At 48.9% G+C, this 18,668-nt stretch carries 17 protein-coding genes, 1 pseudogene and 1 riboswitch; of the genes and pseudogenes, 8 read left to right on the plus strand and 10 right to left on the minus strand.

Annotated elements, in window-relative coordinates:
* Positions 1–18 precede the first annotated feature (18 nt).
* From VOA_RS09360 to VOA_RS09350, 3 genes are all read left to right on the plus strand, one after another.
* Entirely contained in the window at positions 19–1,173 is a 1,155-nt protein-coding gene (locus VOA_RS09360; RefSeq protein ID WP_000739113.1) for a mannitol-1-phosphate 5-dehydrogenase, read from the plus strand.
* 99 nt (positions 1,174–1,272) lie between these two features.
* The gene (locus tag VOA_RS09355; protein WP_000818301.1) at positions 1,273–1,803 is read left to right on the plus strand and encodes an MltR family transcriptional regulator; all 531 of its coding nucleotides are present in this window, start codon (positions 1,273–1,275) and stop codon (positions 1,801–1,803) included.
* A gap of 128 nt (positions 1,804–1,931) precedes the next feature.
* Positions 1,932–2,864 carry a Gfo/Idh/MocA family protein gene (locus tag VOA_RS09350; RefSeq protein ID WP_000684887.1) on the plus strand — a complete coding sequence of 311 codons (933 nt, stop codon included), beginning with the start codon at positions 1,932–1,934 and terminating at the stop codon, positions 2,862–2,864.
* Positions 2,865–3,018: 154 nt separating this feature from the next.
* On the opposite strand, the gene VOA_RS09345 is transcribed toward VOA_RS09350, so the two are convergent.
* Positions 3,019–3,873 (minus strand): Vmh family MBL fold metallo-hydrolase, encoded by an 855-nt coding sequence (locus VOA_RS09345; protein ID WP_001011944.1) that lies wholly within the window; start codon positions 3,871–3,873, stop codon positions 3,019–3,021.
* 214 nt (positions 3,874–4,087) lie between these two features.
* On the opposite strand from VOA_RS09345, the gene VOA_RS09340 reads away from it, so the two are divergent.
* Positions 4,088–4,954, plus strand: a complete 867-nt coding sequence (locus tag VOA_RS09340; protein WP_000764020.1) for a hypothetical protein — start codon at positions 4,088–4,090, stop codon at positions 4,952–4,954.
* Here VOA_RS09340 and VOA_RS09335 read toward each other — a convergent pair.
* From VOA_RS09335 to VOA_RS09320, 4 genes are all read right to left on the minus strand, one after another.
* Positions 4,951–5,382 (minus strand): YccF domain-containing protein, encoded by a 432-nt coding sequence (locus VOA_RS09335; protein WP_000946558.1) that lies wholly within the window; start codon positions 5,380–5,382, stop codon positions 4,951–4,953. The genes VOA_RS09340 and VOA_RS09335 overlap by 4 nt on opposite strands.
* Before the next feature lie 75 nt (positions 5,383–5,457).
* Entirely contained in the window at positions 5,458–6,180 is a 723-nt protein-coding gene (locus VOA_RS09330; protein ID WP_000456114.1) for a sulfite exporter TauE/SafE family protein, read from the minus strand.
* A gap of 196 nt (positions 6,181–6,376) precedes the next feature.
* On the minus strand, positions 6,377–6,772 hold the full coding sequence (locus VOA_RS09325; RefSeq protein ID WP_000093060.1) for a rhodanese-like domain-containing protein: 396 nt from the start codon (positions 6,770–6,772) through the stop codon (positions 6,377–6,379).
* A 173-nt stretch (positions 6,773–6,945) separates the two neighbouring features.
* A complete protein-coding gene (locus VOA_RS09320) occupies positions 6,946–7,584 on the minus strand; it encodes an NAD(P)-dependent oxidoreductase (protein ID WP_000861282.1) in 639 nt (212 codons plus the stop codon).
* 132 nt (positions 7,585–7,716) lie between these two features.
* On the opposite strand from VOA_RS09320, the gene VOA_RS09315 reads away from it, so the two are divergent.
* Entirely contained in the window at positions 7,717–8,607 is an 891-nt protein-coding gene (locus VOA_RS09315) for a LysR family transcriptional regulator (RefSeq protein WP_000375508.1), read from the plus strand.
* 62 nt (positions 8,608–8,669) lie between these two features.
* Here the strand turns inward: VOA_RS09315 and VOA_RS09310 are convergent, their stop codons facing one another.
* On the minus strand, positions 8,670–10,982 hold the full coding sequence (locus tag VOA_RS09310) for a methyl-accepting chemotaxis protein (protein WP_000684935.1): 2,313 nt from the start codon (positions 10,980–10,982) through the stop codon (positions 8,670–8,672).
* Positions 10,983–11,254: 272 nt separating this feature from the next.
* Entirely contained in the window at positions 11,255–11,974 is a 720-nt protein-coding gene (locus VOA_RS09305; protein WP_000839392.1) for an SDR family oxidoreductase, read from the minus strand.
* 145 nt (positions 11,975–12,119) lie between these two features.
* Here VOA_RS09305 and VOA_RS09300 point away from each other — a divergent pair, with 145 nt between their 5' ends.
* Entirely contained in the window at positions 12,120–13,025 is a 906-nt protein-coding gene (locus VOA_RS09300) for a LysR family transcriptional regulator (protein WP_001176688.1), read from the plus strand.
* A 105-nt stretch (positions 13,026–13,130) separates the two neighbouring features.
* On the plus strand, positions 13,131–13,736 hold the full coding sequence (gene trmY / locus VOA_RS09295; protein ID WP_001256106.1) for a tRNA (pseudouridine(54)-N(1))-methyltransferase TrmY: 606 nt from the start codon (positions 13,131–13,133) through the stop codon (positions 13,734–13,736).
* Positions 13,737–13,800: 64 nt separating this feature from the next.
* Here the strand turns inward: trmY and ribB are convergent, their stop codons facing one another.
* Positions 13,801–14,457, minus strand: a complete 657-nt coding sequence (gene ribB / locus VOA_RS09290; RefSeq protein ID WP_001076653.1) for a 3,4-dihydroxy-2-butanone-4-phosphate synthase — start codon at positions 14,455–14,457, stop codon at positions 13,801–13,803.
* Between the two features lie 114 nt (positions 14,458–14,571).
* A riboswitch (FMN riboswitch) is annotated at positions 14,572–14,710 on the minus strand.
* A 53-nt stretch (positions 14,711–14,763) separates the two neighbouring features.
* Between ribB and VOA_RS19770 the strand changes: the two are divergent.
* Positions 14,764–14,894, plus strand: a pseudogene (locus VOA_RS19770) (histidine kinase).
* A 21-nt stretch (positions 14,895–14,915) separates the two neighbouring features.
* On the opposite strand, the gene potE reads toward VOA_RS19770, so the two are convergent.
* Together potE and speF are read right to left on the minus strand one after the other, a co-directional pair.
* On the minus strand, positions 14,916–16,235 hold the full coding sequence (gene potE / locus VOA_RS09285) for a putrescine-ornithine antiporter (protein WP_000045957.1): 1,320 nt from the start codon (positions 16,233–16,235) through the stop codon (positions 14,916–14,918).
* 67 nt (positions 16,236–16,302) lie between these two features.
* Complete coding sequence (gene speF, locus VOA_RS09280; protein WP_001086675.1) at positions 16,303–18,465, minus strand: ornithine decarboxylase SpeF; 2,163 nt, start codon at positions 18,463–18,465, stop codon at positions 16,303–16,305.
* Positions 18,466–18,668: the final 203 nt, after the last annotated feature.

The raw sequence follows: 18,668 nt of genomic DNA on the forward strand, positions 1-18,668 counted from the left end.
AGATTGAGGTAGGTAAAGATGAAAAAGAATGCAGTTCATTTTGGCGCAGGCAATATTGGCCGCGGATTTATTGGAAAACTTCTGGCGGATGCCGATATCGCCGTCACCTTCGCGGATGTTAACGAACCTTTAGTGGATCAGTTGAGCCATCAGCAAGAATACAAAGTCAAAATAGTGGGTAACGAATGTAAAATGGAGACCGTTAGCCACGTCACCGCGGTTAACAGTGCCAGTGAAGCCTTGATAGAGCGGATTATCAAAACCGATTTAGTCACCACGGCCGTTGGCCCAACAGTGCTCGATATCATCGCCAAAACCATTGCCAAGGGCTTGAGCGCTCGGTTTGCCGCGGGTAACACTCAACCACTCAACATCATCGCCTGTGAAAATATGGTGCGCGGTACCACCCACCTTAAACAGCAGGTGTATCAATTCCTCACCACCGACGAGCAACAACAAGCCGATGCTTTAGTGGGGTTTGTTGATTCCGCAGTCGATCGCATTGTGCCACCACTGCAAGCCGCCAACGATGATCCGCTGGAGGTGACAGTAGAAAGCTTTAGTGAATGGATTGTTGATGAGCAGCAGTTTAAAGGCGAAATCCCGCATATTGAGGGGATGGAAAAAACTGACAATCTGATGGCGTTTGTCGAGCGTAAACTGTTTACCCTGAATACGGGTCACTGCGTTACTGCTTATTTAGGATGTTTGAAAGGACACCGCACCATTCGTGAGGCCATTGAAGATCCGAGCATTCAGGCACAGGTGAAACAAGCGATGCAGGAGAGCGGCGAAGTGCTGATCCGCCGTTATGGTTTTGATCGCGCACTGCACAGCGCCTATATCGAAAAAATCCTTACCCGCTTTGCCAATCCTTATCTGGTGGATGAAGTGGATCGTGTTGGTCGTCAGCCGCTAAGAAAACTTGGCGCAAATGATAGATTAATCAAACCGTTACTCGGTACAATCGAGTATGGTCTGCCAAACGGCATGTTATTGAAAGGCATCGCGGCCGCACTGAAATACCGTAATCACAGTGATCCGCAAGCCGTGGAACTGCAGCAATGCATTGAAAAAGAAGGTGTTCGCTCTACACTGGCTCGCTACACAGGGTTGGCAGCAGACAGTGTTGAAGCGCAGAAGATTGAAGCACTCTATCAACAAATGGATTGAAGCCTCAGGATAACTGTTTGAAAAAACAATATTATCGGAAGCCTTAAAATGTCGAGAGCCGTCACTCGCTCTCGACTTAACCCAACAACAGATCAGTTTATGGCAGAAAAAATTAACGAATCCGACATTTTGGAGCGCTTGAATCAGACCAACACGGTACGAGGATTCTTCATTACAACGGTTGATGTGCTAACCGAGGCCATTGATGCACTGATGCAACGCATTTTCCGTAAAGACAACTTTGCGGTGAAATCCGTTGTAGAGCCCCTGTTGCACGATACTGGCCCACTGGGTGATCTCTCCGTTCGCCTGAAGCTTTTGTTCGGCCTCGGCGTTATCCCGGATGAAGTTTTCCACGATATTGAGCAGCTCATCAAACTGCGTAACCAGCTCAATCACGATGCCACTGAGTACCAATTCACCGATCCTCAAATTCTTGCACCAATCAAAGCGCTGAATTTGGTTAAGAAAATGGGCATGCTGCACTTAAATGTGGTGGAACCCGACGATGATATTGACCTCAGCTTTTACCATTTGCAGTTGCAGCGCCAGCAGCAAGTCATTAAATCTGGGCTCTCTTTAGCCATCATTCAGATTTGCAATACGCTCAATAAAGACAGCCCATTTTGAACCGCGAGATTGCCGCACCAGCCGCCGCATAAACCGCACGATCACAACACAAATCTCACATCCATTTTTCGCATTGTCTGTTTATCGTGCTAGCCTGAAGTCCTTTTCTGATAACCGATGATCGAAGAATGAAAATCGCCATGATTGGTCTGGGTGATATCGCCCAGAAAGCTTATCTTCCTGTATTAGCTCAATTATCCGATGTCGAGCTGGTGCTGTGTACCCGTAACCCGAAAATATTGGGAACACTGGCTACGCGTTATCGAGTCAGTGCAACTTGTACTGATTACCGCGATGTTTTACAGCATGGGGTGGATGCGGTGATGATCCATGCGGCGACCGATGTTCACAGTACATTGGCGACCTTTTTCCTAACCCAAGGTATTCCAACCTTTGTTGATAAACCGCTGGCCGCGAGCGCACAAGAGTGTGAAGACTTGTATGAGTTAGCGGGGAAACATCGCCAACCACTTTATGTCGGATTTAATCGACGCCATATTCCGCTCTACAACCAACATCTGCCAGAGCTGCGCCATCAAGAATGTGGTGAGTTGCGTTCGTTACGTTGGGAAAAGCATCGCCACGCCCTACCCGGTGATATCCGCACTTTCGTGTTTGATGATTTCATTCATCCTCTAGATAGCGTCAACCTTTCGCGTCAACGCAACTTAGACGACATCCATCTGACCCATCACATGAGCGGCGGGCTGCTTGCTCGCCTTGATCTTCAATGGCAAGCGGGCGATACCTTACTGCACGCTTCGATGAACCGTCAGTTTGGGATCACCACCGAGCATGTCACGGCCAGCTATGACAATGTGGCCTATCAGTTTGATTCCTTTACCCAAGGAAAAGCGTGGCGAGATAACCAAGAAAGCCGAGTGGCCTTAAAAGATTGGACGCCAATGCTGGCCAGTAAAGGCTTTGAGCATATGGTGCAAGACTGGCTACAGGTTGCGGCGACAGGCACGCTTCCTGCCCATATCATTGAGCGTAACTTAGCGAGCCACCAGCTGGCAGAAGCGATTTGCGAACATCTAATTCAACAGGTTCAACGATAAGTCGAATCGAAGCAGCAGGAAACTGACTCGCGCAATTTCAGTGTATTTCGGCTTCGAACCAATGAGTTCACCCCAACCTCGGAGATACCCTCTAGGGTTGGGGTGAATATATTTCATCAACATACTTCGATGGAACGAGTATATAACGCCGTACTTACCAGCTTTTTTCGCCCATGTTCACTTCCGCACTGAGCTGCAAGCTACCGTCATCTGGCAAGGTTGGGTAAATCGCGCGCATTTTCTCAATCACTTGTGAAGAGTGAGTCGAGCTATCCAAAGCCTGTTCGAATTTAACTAAGTACTCTTTGGTGAACGTCACCGCTTGTAGCCCTTGTGGAATCTCGTGACCATAATGCCCCGGGATCACCTGCTTAGGCTTCAGGTCGGCCATACGATCAAGGGTTTCAACCCATTCCATACGAGCTTGCTTGGTTTGGCTGTCTGCCGTCCAAACGTGCATATCACTCATCACCGCGACACCGCCTAAAATGGTCTTTTGCGCGGGCAGCCAGAGGTATGCTTGTGGGTGATTGAGCTGCTTGATCTCGATCTTTTCGCCATCCAGCACAAATTCGGTGCGGTTATCCACTTTAGGAACAATCACTTTGGTTGGCGCTTTTTCAGCGAGGATCGGCCCCCAATAGCCAATTTTCGCATCTTTGGTCATTTCAATGTGTTTAACCACACTCTCACTGGCTAAAACCGGAACGTTGGGAAAGGCTTCCACCAGAGGTTGTAGGCCAAAATAGTAATCCGGATCGCCCGCGCTGATGTAAATAGCGGTGAGCTCTTTGCCTGACTGTTTCACCATCTCCACCAACTTAGCGCCATCATTCACACCAAATTGAGCATCCACTAAGATGGCGTGCTTTTCGCCACTGATCAGCGTAGAGCTGACGGGGAATATGCCCTGCTCACCTGGGTTGTAAGTTTGTAGTTGCAGCGCAGCAAAGCTTGAAAAAGCAGGTAACATCAGTGCAGTGGTCAAAAAGGTACGAGTAAAATTCATGTTTATGTCTCCGTAGTGCATCAATACGGTGACAGCTTATTGTGTTTTAATTTGAACAAATAGATCGCATTCTGAACATCACTGATTCAAATCAGTTAGCCAATCAAACGGGATTGCCTAGAGCCTCACAGATTTCTGTTCCCATTGCCGATCGGCATTGAGTCCCTTCCTCGCCTTATGCTTGAATGGAGCGCAGACACCGAGGAATTTCAGCATGGCCGACAAACTTTCCACCTCCGCCTTGGCAAAAAAGCGCCAGCAAGATGCCAAACAGCTGTTTCAAGATTTGAAAACAGCGGGTTATATCCATCGCCATGATGAGCAGTGGATATTGACCGATCTCGGCATCAAGTTTGGTGGTGAGTATGCCCAGCACCCTAAGTATGGTCGCTTTATTGTCTGGCCTGAGAATTTGCTGATCGACTTACACGCCACCTCCGGCCAAACACTCACCGCCACGCAAGTCGGGGAATATTTCAAATTAAACCCGAAGAAAATGAATCAGTTATTCAGTGAATTAGGCTGGATAGCGCGTAGCGAAGCTGGTTGGCATGCCACTGAAAGTGGCATGCGTGCCGGAGCCCAGCAGCGTGAAGAAAAAAGCTCAGGCAATGGGTTTGTGGTCTGGCATGAAGCGATACTACGTAACCGCCACTTACGCCAATCCGTGGTTGAGTTTCTCGGCCAAGAAGCACAGGCTCACGCGACCGATAAATCTTATTCTAGCTTTCGTCAGAAGTTTGCCGCCAAACACCGCACTTTGGATGGGCATTATGTCCGTTCAACGGGTGAACTGCTAATTGATAACTGGTTGTATCTGGCTGGCGTGGTACACGCTTATCAGCGCCCGCTTCCCATCGAAGAGGAAGTGACCAGTGATTTTTATCTGCCAAGCGGCAAAGTGTATTTGCAATTTTGGGGTACAGACGAAGGTGAAATTGCGCCGAGTGAGCAACAAAAAACCCGCGCACTCTATCAAGCACACGGGTTAGGGTTAATTGAGATCCAGCCTTATGAGATCACGCAACTTGATGACATTTTGCCCGCGAAATTGCGTGAGTTCGGCATTAAGGCCTATTAACGAGCGTGATAACGCGCACGCGCGGCTTCTTCAATTGGCACCACGGTTTTGCCAATCGGTGCCAATGAAATCACCGCCAGTTTTAAATGCTGTAACGCAAACGGAATACCGATGATGGTGATAAAACAGGCCACCGCAGACAAAATATGCCCCACCGCCAACCAAAAACCAGCTAAGACAAACCAAATAATATTGCCTAATACGCCAAAACCGCTGGTGCCAATGTCGGTTTGATCAGTCAATTCATCACGGGAAATGGCTTCATAACCAAACGGCCAAAATGAGAAATTCCCCATTACGAAGCAAGCACGTCCCCACGGAATGCCAATGATGCTGATAAACGCCAGCACGCCAAATAGCCACCAAGCCAATCCCATCACTATGCCGCCGCATAAGAACCAAATAATGTTGCCTAGTGTTCTTAACATTAGGTTACCTCACGTTGTTAAAGATGTTTCATGCGCCTAACGCTAATTCGGCGACTATGAACAGGAAATGAATGATCAAAAAAAGCCATGCCAAACCGCGGTCGCACCACTCACCAAACAGAGCGCCAGCGCCGCGAAGCGAATTTTTTCTTTCGGCAATGAGTGAGTGGTTTTACGTGCCAACGCGTAGCCTAACCAAGCAGCGGGGATCAGCGGCAGAGTCAGTTGCACATGGTGCCAAGTTAAAAAACCCGTCGGCCATTGCACCATCAAAGAGATGATCGAGCTAAACACGAAGAAGGCTGACAAATTACCGCGCAATTGATTAGCTTCTTGATGCTGCAGCAATAGCGCCATAGGAGGACCGCCGATGCCACTACTGGTACCAAATACGCCGGAGAAAAATCCCGCAATCCCCATTCGAGTTGGGTTCGGTTCAATACGCAGCGGCAGCAAACTTACCGCTACCGCAAACAACACCAACAAACCAAGCCACAGCGCCAACGCCTGTGTGGAAATCCACATCAGCAGCAAACCACCCACAATCGACCCCGGAATGCGCCCGATTAAGGCCATTTTTAATCCGCCAATCGAAATACTCTCGCGATGCTTCATCGCATTAAGCACCGAAATAAACAACGCGACTAAGCAGATCGGTGATGGCACATAATCCGGCGAAATAAGGAACAGCAGCGGCGATGCAACGACTGCGAGCCCAAAGCCGATCGCGGTCTGCACAAAGGAACCCATGAAAACCAATAGCATGGCAATCCATGCACTCGCGCCTAAATACTCCATTTCGCTCCCTTGTACTGCAATGTATCGAATGACATTGACGGTATCAGTTCAGCAATATTTCGCAATAGAAACGTTTCGCTCGAACGGGCATATCAGAAATTTAGACTCGCTCACCGATAAAAACGACCAGCGGCCGCTTGCAAAGGCGACCGCTTCTCTTAAGTGACATCAAAATGATGGAGCGTGTTGAGGCAAGCTACTCTGTGACCAAAGTGAATCCTTCATCTAGCCAACCCGTTACACCGCCAATCATTTTCTTCACCGGCCGACCCAACTTGGCTAAACGAATCGCCGCTTTTTCAGTGCCATTGCAGTGAGGTCCAGCGCAATAGACCACAAACAACGTGTCCATGGGGTAATCGGCCAAGGTTTTTTCGTTCAGGCGTGAGTGCGGCAAGCTGATGGCGAATGGCATATGTCCTTCGGCATACAGGGCTTCACCACGCACATCGAGTAACACAAAATCTTGTCTTTCATTGGTGATCGCGTGGTGAACATCCCAGCAATCGGTTTCAAACTGTAACAACGCTTCAAAGTGCACCAGAGCATCGGCACTGGACGCAGCAGGCACGTGAGATACGGCACTAGACATTCGACTTCTCCTTGTCGGTTTAATGAGCATGCAGTGTGCCACAAGCTTTAAAGCGCCGAAATAGCAAAACTCAGAAAGATGCCGCACATCTTTCTGAGTCTCTGAGCCATCCATTGATAATGCCCAAACTACTTGACGTTGCCGGTAGAAAGGGAATAAACCGCCAGTATGGATTAATAAGCCACGCCAATGCGTTGGCGAGGATGATCCGCGTATTCCAGTTCATCAATCAGCGCCACCGCGTAGTCAGCAACCGAAATACGGCTGTTACCTTGGTTGTCAGTCAGCAGTTGATCGCCGCCGACACGGTATTGGCCTTGCTTATCACCAGGGAAGATTTCTGCAGCAGGACTGACGAAAGTCCAGTTCACATCGCTGTTGCCAGCGCGGAACACTTCCAGCGCTTCCCCTTGTGCTAGCGCTTCACCTTTGTATTCTGCTGGGAAATCAGGCACTGTCACTAACTTCACACCCGGTGCGACTTCCAGTGAACCCGCACCACCCACCCACAGTAAACGAGCAACGCCAGCTTGTGGCAGCTCATTGAGTAGACGCTGCGCGGTTTTCGCGACCATTTCATGGTTGCCTGCGGCACGGCCGCCGATAGAGGCAATCACAGCATCCACGCCTTCCAGCACAGATTTGAGTGAGCTCTCTGGGTTTAGGATATCCAGTTGCTGTACCGCTACCCCTTTGAGGGTGACTTTGGCAGGGTCACGAACGACAGCAACCACTTCATGTCCGCGCATTTTCGCTTCAGCCGCTAAATGACTACCAATCCAACCCGATGCACCTAGAATTGCTACTTTCATTTTTTACCTTCCTCTTGAATCTATTTAGATGAGTGTGTTCAACGAGGATAAGTATAGTTTGTCGCATCGCGAGCGATAAATGTGTAAAAATGATGTACATTGTATCTGGTTAGTTTGCTAATGAGAGGGTTTATGGATCGCCTCACCGCTATGCGCAGCTTTATTGAAGTGGCAAATACCGCCAGTTTTACTCAAGCGGCGGATAATCTAAATCTCAGCCGTTTACAGGTTTCTCGCCATGTTCAAGACATTGAAGATTGGCTAAAGCAGCGCTTGCTGCATCGCACGACTCGCCGTGTCAGCTTAACTGCCGCTGGGGAAGAAGCGCTGCAACGCTGCGAACAAATTCTGCATCAAACCATGGAATTGGAAATGCGCGCGTTGGAGCAATCGGGCTCTTTACATGGCAGTATTCGTGTTTCTGCCCCGATTGGGCTGACCCAAAACATGCTGCTCGATGCAGTCCAAGCGTTTACTGACTTGCATCCGCAGGTGAATTTTGATCTTCTGGCGTCTGATCGCTTTGCGCAGTTGGTGGATGAACGAGTCGATATTGCCTTACGCTTTACCCAGCAACCAGACGAAAATTTGATCGCCCGTCGTTTATTGGAAGTCGGTGTTGTGGTGTGTGCCACAGCGGATTATCTCGCGAAGCACCCACCAATCCATACCCCACATGATTTGACCGAACATAACTGCCTAGTGCACGTCAGCGCCAATAAATGGGATTTCGTGCGAGATAACGAACCGTTCAGTGTGATGGTCAATGGCAATGTGCGTGCCAATGATATGGGAACCTTATGTCGTGTAGCGCTTAACCATAAAGGCATCATCCGCCTGCCCTGCGATCTCGCTAACCCCTTGCTGAAATCCGGTCAATTACAAGCACTGCTGCCGGAATATCATCTGCCCAGCAGCTCAATTTGGGCGGTGTATTTATCACGTAGTTACCAAACTCCTTTAGTTAGACAGTTTATTGATTTTTTGGCCGATCGCTGGCAACAAGATTTGCTCTGGCCTTAAACAACATTGCCCAACGGTTTGGTTGGGCAATGTTTACTCTCATTCATCGGCGGCAGAATAATTCAGTAGCGGAATTGTCCCATTCGTTTGCTTAAACCTGTCGCTTCATGGGAGAGCTCATTCACAATCGAGTCCACTTCCCCCACCTGTACGGTAACTGATGAAGAGACATCCGAAATCGAAGTGATATTAGCGTTGATCTCTTCAGTTACGCTGCGCTGCTGCTCAGTTGCGGTAGCGATTTGAATGTTCATCTCATTCAGTTCATTGAGCATCTCCACAATCTGTTTGAGCATGTCGGTGTTGCTATTACAGGTCGAAACCCCTCGCATCACCGTATTATTCGCCCCTTCGATTGAGCTGACCACCGATTGAGTCTCATGTTGCAAGCGGTCAATTTTATTGCGGATTTCCTCTGTGGATGTCTGAGTTTTCGCTGCAAGATTACGCACTTCATCAGCCACCACCGCAAAACCACGACCTTGCTCTCCGGCGCGAGCCGCTTCAATCGCCGCATTCAATGCCAGCAAGTTGGTCTGCTCGGCAATCGCTTGGATAACATCGAGTACCGATGCAATAGATTGGCTTTCGTGATTCAACCTTGAGATGGCTTCAACAGCGGAAGCCATCTGTTGGTTTATCGATGTCATATCTCGCGCTAATTCATCGCCCACTGATACACCACTGTGCCCTTTATGGTTGGCTTCTTGCACAAACTGAGCGGCACGCTGCGCAAATTGTGATACTTCTGCGATGGAGGCACTCATCTGGTTGACCGCAGTCACGACCGATTCTGTACGCTCATGCTGATCAGAAACCGAATTACGCGTTCCCCCCATATTTTGCGAAATCACTTGGGTATGAGAGTTTAACTTATCGGTCGCCTGAGCGAACTGGCAAATGGTGTCCTGCAGATGCGAAAGCATGGTATTGAGCGCTTTCGCGAGCTGTTTGATCTCATCACTGCCTTGCTCTGACAAACGGGCGGTGAGGTCGTTATCTTGGCTAATGCGTTGAATTTGGTTTATCGCATTACGAATCGGGGTTGAAATGCCTCTTCCTACCGCTAAAGCGGCAAAAGTTGCGGCAATGGCGGCCACCACAATCGCTATCACAACTTTTAAAATGACTTCATTATTAAGCAAAGCAATATCAGCCAAAGCCTCGCTAGATTGCATTTCAGTGACCAATGCCCAACGTGAACCGAGCGCCTCAATAGGTGCATAAGCCGATAATAAGTGGACACCAACACTGTTGTTCTCCATTAGCAACCCACTTTCACCCCGTAACGCGTTATCCACCGCTTGCGTGTTCATGCTCAATAAACCAATCGCCGAACTTTTACTGCGGATTTGGTTAACCATTACTCGGTCAACATTCATCGCATCCAATGCACCAATGAATGTCGCTTCATTTTGCAATAACTGACGAGGTTGGCTACGCATAAAATGATCACTACCAATCAAATAACTCTCCCCAGTTTCGCCCAGCCCATTTTCTTTCCAACGCCCATCAAAGGTCATGATTTGATTAATTTCATCCACTGGCATTTGGAAAATCAGCACTCCAACACGAGTTTCACCATCAAAAACAGGGGTTGCGATAAATGAAGCCGCGGCCTCGTAGGAAGGGTAATAAGGGGCAAAATCATCAAGGTAATACTGATTATCCGGCAACGCTTTGGCTTTCAGGTAAGCTCTTGCCAAACCAGTGTCTTTGTATGGTCCACTAAGTAGGTTGGTAGCAAAATCGAGTTCTTTGAAAACGGTGTATACCACGTTGCCATCGTTATCGACCATAAACACATCGTACAGTCCAAACTGCTCTAGATACTGTTTAATCCCAGGATGGTACTTTTGATGCAACTGATCATAAGGCGTACCGAGAGAGTCGCCCAACCATTCATGCTTGGAACCTAGCGGATTAGGGTTGCTGGCAATGTAGCGAGATTGCAGCGCTTCCCCCTGCTTGGACAAGAGGCTTAAGCGTGTTAATGCATTAGCATCCTGACCATCATTCAGTTTCTGGTAATTCTGGCCAAATTGAGAAGTGTAATAATCCTTTAAAGCGCTAAATGAAGTAGCAGGAACTTGATCGACGGGATAGCTTTGAAATGCCTTAGACATCTCTTCCATGGCATCAACCGTGGAAACCATGTTCGCCAACGTGGTGAGTTGCCCTCCCACACGCTTCAGGTAGCGTTCGATTTCACTTTTCTTAGTTTCTCGAACCGACAGCAACTGATTCGATGCTCGGCTATAAATGGCTTGTTCAGAAAGACGTGATGCACTCCAGCCGATCCACACTCCTGCAATCACCACCGCAACAATCGAAAGAAAAGTCATTGAAAGTACGATTTTGTTGGCAATTTTCATGTTGTTCCCCTGAAAAATATTCAGCCCTGCATAAATTCAAAATGTCGCCAACGATATGTCATCAAATTAAAACTATTTTGTTATAGGAATAGATACTCATAACAAGCATAGCTACCACACTTTCCTTTCACAAAAAAAAATGCAACAAAAGTTGTAGTAGATTGCGCGGTCCAAACTCAACAAACTGAATTTATTGGCAAAAGAAAAGCGACCCTGTCGAGTCGCTTTCTTCAATCATCCAAGTGTGGGATCAATACATCTTTCGTAATGAACTATGGTTGTTGTTTGGTCGGTGCCAACGCAATCTCACGAATGCACACGCTTTGTGGCTGCTGATATGCAAACAGCACCGCACGCGCCACATCATCCGCGGCCAACACACCGCCCATATCCACTTTCCAAGCGTCATAGCCGTCTTTAATTTCGCTTGATGTAGTGTGTGAAAGCAGTTCCGTTTCTACCGCTCCTGGTGCAATCGTGGTCACGCGCACATTGCTGGCGGCCACTTCCTCACGCACGTTTTCAGAAATCGCATGTACCGCAAACTTAGTTCCACAGTAAGCCGCATGATTCGGGAAAGTTTTCTTACCCGCAATAGAACTGATGTTCACGATCGTACCGTGGTTGCGATCTTTCATATCGGCCAACACGGCGTGCATACCATTGAGCAGGCCTAGCACATTCACATCAAACATGCGCTTCCATTCATTCGCTTCTTGAGTATCAATCTGCCCAAGCAGCATGACACCGGCATTGTTCACCAGCAGATCCGCAGGGCCATACAGCGCTTCGGCTTTCGCAATCGCAGCCACTAAGGTCGCGGCCTCCGTCACATCCACTTTTTCACACAGTGTATTGGGCAGATTCAGCGCCTCTAAACGTTCCACACGGCGTGCCACCAACAGCAATGGATGACCCGCTTCACTGAAACGGCGTGCGATAGCTTCACCAATACCAGAACTTGCACCTGTAATAACGACTAATGATTTCATAGGATTACCTCATTGATTCTGAGAAAAGTCTCCTGAACACAGGAGTTCGTTGCAATGCGTGCAGTCTAGGCGAAAGCCGATTGTTGATATATAGTCGACAGGTTCACAAACTGTTGCCATACAATGACAAATAAAAGGGCTCTCAATGCAACTTAACCAACTCAATCTGGCCGACATTCGCGCCTTTGTACTGATTGCCAAACTCGGCAATTTCACTAAGGCCGCGGAAGAGCTGGAGGTTTCTCGCTCACATGTTTCACGCCAACTGAGCCAGTTAGAAAACAGCATGGGCGTCACCCTTGTCACGCGAACCACACGCAGCCTTTCGCTCACGGATGCAGGAGAGATCTTCTATCGTCAATGCGAGCAAGCCCTGAGCAGTATTGAACAAGCCGTATTAGCGGCTGTGGATGATGTGCAAGAAGCGCGCGGGGAGCTACGCATCAACAGTGTGGGCGGGCATATTGGGGAAGAGTTAATTGCCGACATTTGCAGTGCTTTTATGCAGGAAAACCCCGATGTGCGTATTCACCTTGATTTCAGTAGTCATCGTGTTGATTTGATTGAAGAAGGATTTGACGTGGCATTTCGAATGGGCAAATTAGAAGATGCCAGCTTTGTGGCGCGTAAACTTACCGAAATCCGTATGAGCACGCTCGCGAGCCCCGTGTACTTTACGCAGTGTGGTCAACCTCAACATCCCAAGCAGCTCGCCGAGCATCGCTGCTTAACCGGTTCGGTAAAACGTTGGAGCTACCAACACCAAGAAACGAAGCAAACTCTCGATGTGCCTGTCGATGGAGATTTACAGTGTAAAAACGGCCGAGTGTTAGTTCGAGCGGCATTGGCGCATAACGGCATCATTCGCGTACCCACTTTCTACTGCCACCAAGAGATCGCCCGCGGTGAATTGGTCGAAGTGTTTCAGGATTGGCATATCCCAAGCGTTGGGTTTTCCCTTATCTACCATAAAGACAAATATCAACCGGTGCGCTTAAAGCGGTTTATTGAGTTCAGTAAGCGTTATTTTGAGCAGGGCGTCATCGAATAAATCGGCGAGTCACGGCTCTCGCAAAACGGCAGCATAAAAGACTGGTCAAGTTCAGCGCGCTTAGCGACAATACCGCACTTTAAATGACAACGAATGAGAAATACCATGCGCAGTTTTATCCTTCGAGCTCGCTCCGCACCGACCGATAGCCAACGCCTACTGGACGAAATTGGTGGCAAATGCCATACCGAAATTTTGGCACACTGCATGATGAACAGCCTGTTTACCGCGCAGTCGCATCGTGAAGATGTGGTGATTCACCTGGTATTGGAAAGTACGCGCGATTATTCACGCACCATCACCGTCGAAGCCAATGAAATCAGTGATGTGGGCGGGTTCCATGAAGCGGCGTTGATTGCCCTATTGGTGAAAGCGCTGGATGCCTCTGTTGGTATGGGCAAAGAACAAACTCGTGTGGTTCAGCCGGGATTGACCGTGCGCACTATCAGTTTTGAAGCGCTACTCGGTGAGTTGGCAGAGCATCATTCGCTGTACATGATGGATAAAAAAGGCGATTCCATTCGTGATATTAAGATTGGCCCGAACCCGTGTTTTATTCTGACCGACCATATCCCGATGCCGAAAAAGAGCGGTAACTCGATGAAGCGTCTCGGGGTAGAAAAAATCAGCCTTGGGCCAAAAATGCTGTTTGCTTCACAGTGTGTCACGCTGATCCATAACGAGATTGATCACCAAGAAGCAGGGTGGTAATCCCTGCCCTCATCAATAACCAACAGCCCTGATGAATCTGTTCGTCAGGGCTGTTTTTCTTCGCTTAAGCCAGTTTTAGATCAAACTGAAGGCGGTATTGCACCATATCTTCAATGGTCAACACGGGCATATTGTGCAGTTTGCCAAACTCGATGATTTCTGGCGTTTTTGCCATGCTGCCATCTGGGTTGGTCAGTTCACACAATACACCGGCTGGCTGTAAGCCCGCCATCTGCATCAAATCAACCGTACCTTCGGTATGACCACGACGCGCCAATACCCCGCCCGCACGAGCACGCAGTGGGAATACATGGCCGGGGCGTGCCAAATCTTCCGGCTTCGCTTGTGGGTTGGCGGCAGTTTTGATGGTGGTGACGCGATCTTGCGCCGAAACCCCCGTGGTCACACCGTGTTTGGCTTCAATCGATACGGTGAACGCCGTTTGGTTCGCACTGTTGTTGTTCACCACCATAGGCGGTAGGGCTAAGCGATCGGCTTGCGCTTCAGTCAGACACAAACAGACGATGCCGCTGCATTCACGGATCATCAGCGCCATTTGCGCTGTAGTAAGAGATTCTACTGCGTAGATAATATCGCCTTCGTTTTCGCGATCTTCATCATCGAGCAGCAGCACACCACGCCCTTCACGTAAGGCTTGCAGTGCGTTTTCTACACGAGTCATTGGGTCGCCGAATTCGGCAAGTAATGAGGACTGATTCATGGTAATACTCCAAAAAATGACCAGAATCAGGGCTTATGAGGGATCAAAATCCAAAACGAAAAGCACTGAAAACCGAAAGATGTAGCAACACCGCACCTTGAGATTCAGTGTGTTTGTCATTCTCTCTCATCCGGACTGTAACCGTCGGCTCTGGCTTCTCACCAGATCTGCTGACCTCGACGAATCGAGCGCTCGTGGGCTCGCCTTGCGGCATACCACCGGTGGGGAATTTCGCCCCGCCCTGAGAATATTGTTGCGCTTCAGACGATTCTGAAACGCCGCTTAGTGTAGTCAGTTCAACAGGCGGTGAAAAGCGTTATGGATAAACTTGTTTTGAATATCACCGTTTTTGAGCAAGAAAAGTCGATAAAAAGAACATCAGAGAGAAAACAGCGCGGATAGAAAAACAGCGCAGACTCGCTGCGCTGTTGACCTGATAGCTTAAGCTTTAAACCCGATCAGGCGTGTTTCAATGGGGTATTTTGCTGTGAGCGAGAGATCGCACCGTACAGCACCCAACCGAAGAAGGTGGCAATCGAGCCTAGCATGACCGCGGTTTCACCTGAACTGTACAACGCATAGAAGCTGTACATGGCACCAATAAAGGCCATCACGTTGGCTACTTTCGCTTGGCTGACAGGCACATTGAGCTGCTTTTGCATCACGCCTAGCGCGGCCATAGAGAGGATGTACGGAATGATGTTGGTCACTACCGCCAAATTCACTAACGCCTCAAACTGCTTATTAAGTGATGGGCTGATGGTCATCAAACTCAACACAGTTTGAATACACACGATGGTCAGCATACCCACCACTGGAGCATCGGCTTTGGTCACTTTAGAGAACAATTTAGGGAAGAAACCTTCATCGGCCGAGGCTTTAAACACTTGCGCGATGGTAAATTGCCAGCCAAGCAGTGAGCCAGTGCAAGACACGATCGCACACGCCATGACAATCGCACCCATGGTTGGGTTAAACATCTGCGCAAAAGCCAGACCAAAGGGTGCGTTCGAGTTAGCCAGATCGGCGTTTGGTACAATCCCGGCAATCACGTTGGTTGAGATGATGTAAATCACCGCAGCCCCCAAGGTGCCGCCCATGACCGCAATCGGTACGTTTTTCTCTGGGTTTTCCACCGCTTCTGCGTTAGCACAAGCCGATTCCAAACCCAAGAATGCCCACAAAGTCATCGCAATTGAGCCACCTAGCGCTTGGAAGAATGGCAAGCCATGTGGGTTCCATGCTTCACGGTACAGATCAAAATCAAACCAGTACCAACCGATGATTGATACCCCAATCACGGGAATGATGATGCCCCAAACAGTCACACTCGATACTTGGCCAGTAATTCGTGCACCGCCAAAGTTGGCCACAGTTGCCACCCACAATACCAAAATTGTGGCAATACAAGTTTCAATCGGGGTGAGGTGGAAGTTAAACAGTACATCGGCATAGCCGACAGCGGAAATGGCTATCGCCACGTTGGCAATCAACAAAGAAACCGCGTAGGTATAGTTAGCCATAAAGTTGCCGCTGCGGCCAAACGCGTATTCGGCGTAACCACCCATACCGCCGGATTTTTTACTGAACATACCGCATTTTGCAAAGGCAAACGCCAAGGCAGTTGAGCCTGCGGCAGTGACTAACCAAGATAAGATAGAAATGGTACCGACTTGGGCAAGCTGAGTCGGGAGCATAATGATGCCCGACCCCATCATGTTAACGATAGTCAGAATGGTGAGTTGCACTACACCAATTTTGTTATTGGATTTACTCATGATATTCCCCTTCTATGGGTCTTTTCGTCTTGTCATCGGGGCAGAAACCTCTGCCCCGATGCCCCGATTAACGTTTCAGTACATAGCCCATTGCCTGTACTCGTCCCTCACCTGTCGGCTCCAGATACACCCCTTGCAATTCAGGCGCAAAGCCCGGTAGCAAGTTGATCCCTTCTTCTAGAGCGAGGAAGTAACGCTGTACTGAACCGCCCCATATTTCTCCCGGAACCACACACAACACGCCCGGAGGGTAAGGCAGTGCGCCTTCAGCGGCGATACGGCCTTCCACTTCACGCAGTGGGACTAGCTCAACCTGACCACGAACAAAGGCCAAGTTTGCTTCTTGTGGGTTCATCACCGCGCGTGGGAAGTAACGCGCGCGGAACATCTCTTTTTGCAGCTGTTTTACATCACGGCTGACATACAGATCGTGCATTTCCTGACACAACTGACGGATGGTGTAGCCTTTGTAGCGTTCGCGATTCGCGCGGTACACGTTAGGTAACACTTCGCTCAGTGGTGCATCTTCTTCAATTAAGCGTTCAAAACGCGCAATTTGCGCCACTAAATGCTGCATCTTCGCCATATCTTCTGCTGGGGTGAGCAGGAAGAGGATCGAGTTCAAATCGCACTTCTCTGGGATGATGTTGTTCTCACGCAGGAAGTTGGCCAGTATGGTGGCCGGAATACCAAAGTGCTCGTATTCGCCGGTTTCAGGGTCAATCCCCGGTGTGGTCAGCAGGAACTTACAAGGGTCAACGAAATACTGACCATGTTCGTAACCTTCAAACGCATGCCATTTCTGACCCGGTTCAAATTCAAAGAAACGCAAATCATCGGCAATGTGCTCGGTGGGGTGAGACTGCCAAGGTTTACCTTCGATCATCGGTGGGATGAACGGCTTGATGTATTTGCATTTTTTCATCAGAAGCTTACGGGCTTCAATACCGGTTTTCACCGCTTCGCGCCATAGGTAGCGGCCACTGTCCCCTTCGTGCATCTTGGCGTTCACATCGAGCGCCGCAAACAGCGGGTAGAATGGGCTGGTTGAAGCATGCAGCATAAAGGCGTTGTTAAAGCGTTTATGGTTGCAGTAACGCTCTTGACCTTTGATGTGGTGATCTTTCTTGTGGATTTGCGAAGTTTGTGAGAAACTCGCCTGCTGTTTATGCACGGACTGAGTGACGATGATGCCCGGATCTTCAGGCTTCAGATCGAGAAGAAGTGGCGAGCAGTCTTTCATCATTGGAATGAACTGTTCATAGCCCACCCACGCTGAATCAAACAGGATGTAGTCACACAGATGACCGATGCGATCCACCACCTGACGCGCGTTGTAAATCGTGCCGTCGTAAGTACCGAGCTGAATAATGGCAAGACGGAATGGGCGTTTCGCTTCCGCGCGGCTTGGGTCGACATTACGTACCGCATCACGCAGATAAGATTCGTTAAAGCAGTGCGCATCAATCCCGCCGATAAAACCGAATGGGTTACGCGCCGTTTCTAAGTAAACAGGTGTCGCGCCTGCTTGAATTAACGCACCGTGGTGGTTGGATTTATGGTTGTTGCGGTCAAACAGCACCAGATCCCCCGGTGTCAGCAGTGCGTTACACACTACTTTGTTGGAGGCCGACGTGCCGTTGAGTACAAAGTAGGTTTTATCCGCGTTGTACACTTTCGCGGCGTAAGCCTGTGCATCATGCGGTGCGCCTTCATGGATCAGCAAGTCGCCCAAACGTACGTCCGCGTTACACATATCAGAGCGGAACAAGGTTTCACCAAAGAAATCAAAGAACTGGCGACCAACCGGGTGCTTACGGAAGAACTGACCGCCTTGATGGCCTGGGCAAGCAAAGGTCGAGTTACCCATGTCCACGTATTTTTTCAATGTGCCAAAGAAAGGTGGCAACAGGCTTTCTTGATAACGACGTACGGCAGTTTCGACTTGCTTACCATAGAACTCGACTTTGGCATCACACAGCTCAAATACCCCGGTAATGTCTGCGCAAAAATCATCTGGAAATTGGTCTTCGCAGCACACAGCAACAAAGATCGGCAGTTTCAAACCGGTCGCATTCATTTTATCTATGATGCCGTTTTGTACGTCTTCGACGGAAACCACCGCTGCACCAATGTCACAGAAGTCGGTTTTCAGTACATCCACCACTTCACGTTGAGTGGCGAAGCAAGCGCGAACCGATAAACTCGTAGCAATTTTTAATGAATTCATATTTAGCCTTTCTTATTTTTTAATAAACGAATTCCGAGCCAAATTATTTTTAGCGTGCAAGAACTCGCTCAGCAAAATAAATATTGCAGTCACAAAGGCTGAGATAAAAATAATTGAGAGCCCCAGCCTAAGAACGGGTGAATATTCTTTTGCTTAATAATGATATTTTTCTTGGGCATACCTAGAGATTCGCTCAGTCACGG

The sequence above is a fragment of the Vibrio sp. RC586 genome (assembly GCF_000176715.1).
Lineage (GTDB): Bacteria > Pseudomonadota > Gammaproteobacteria > Enterobacterales > Vibrionaceae > Vibrio.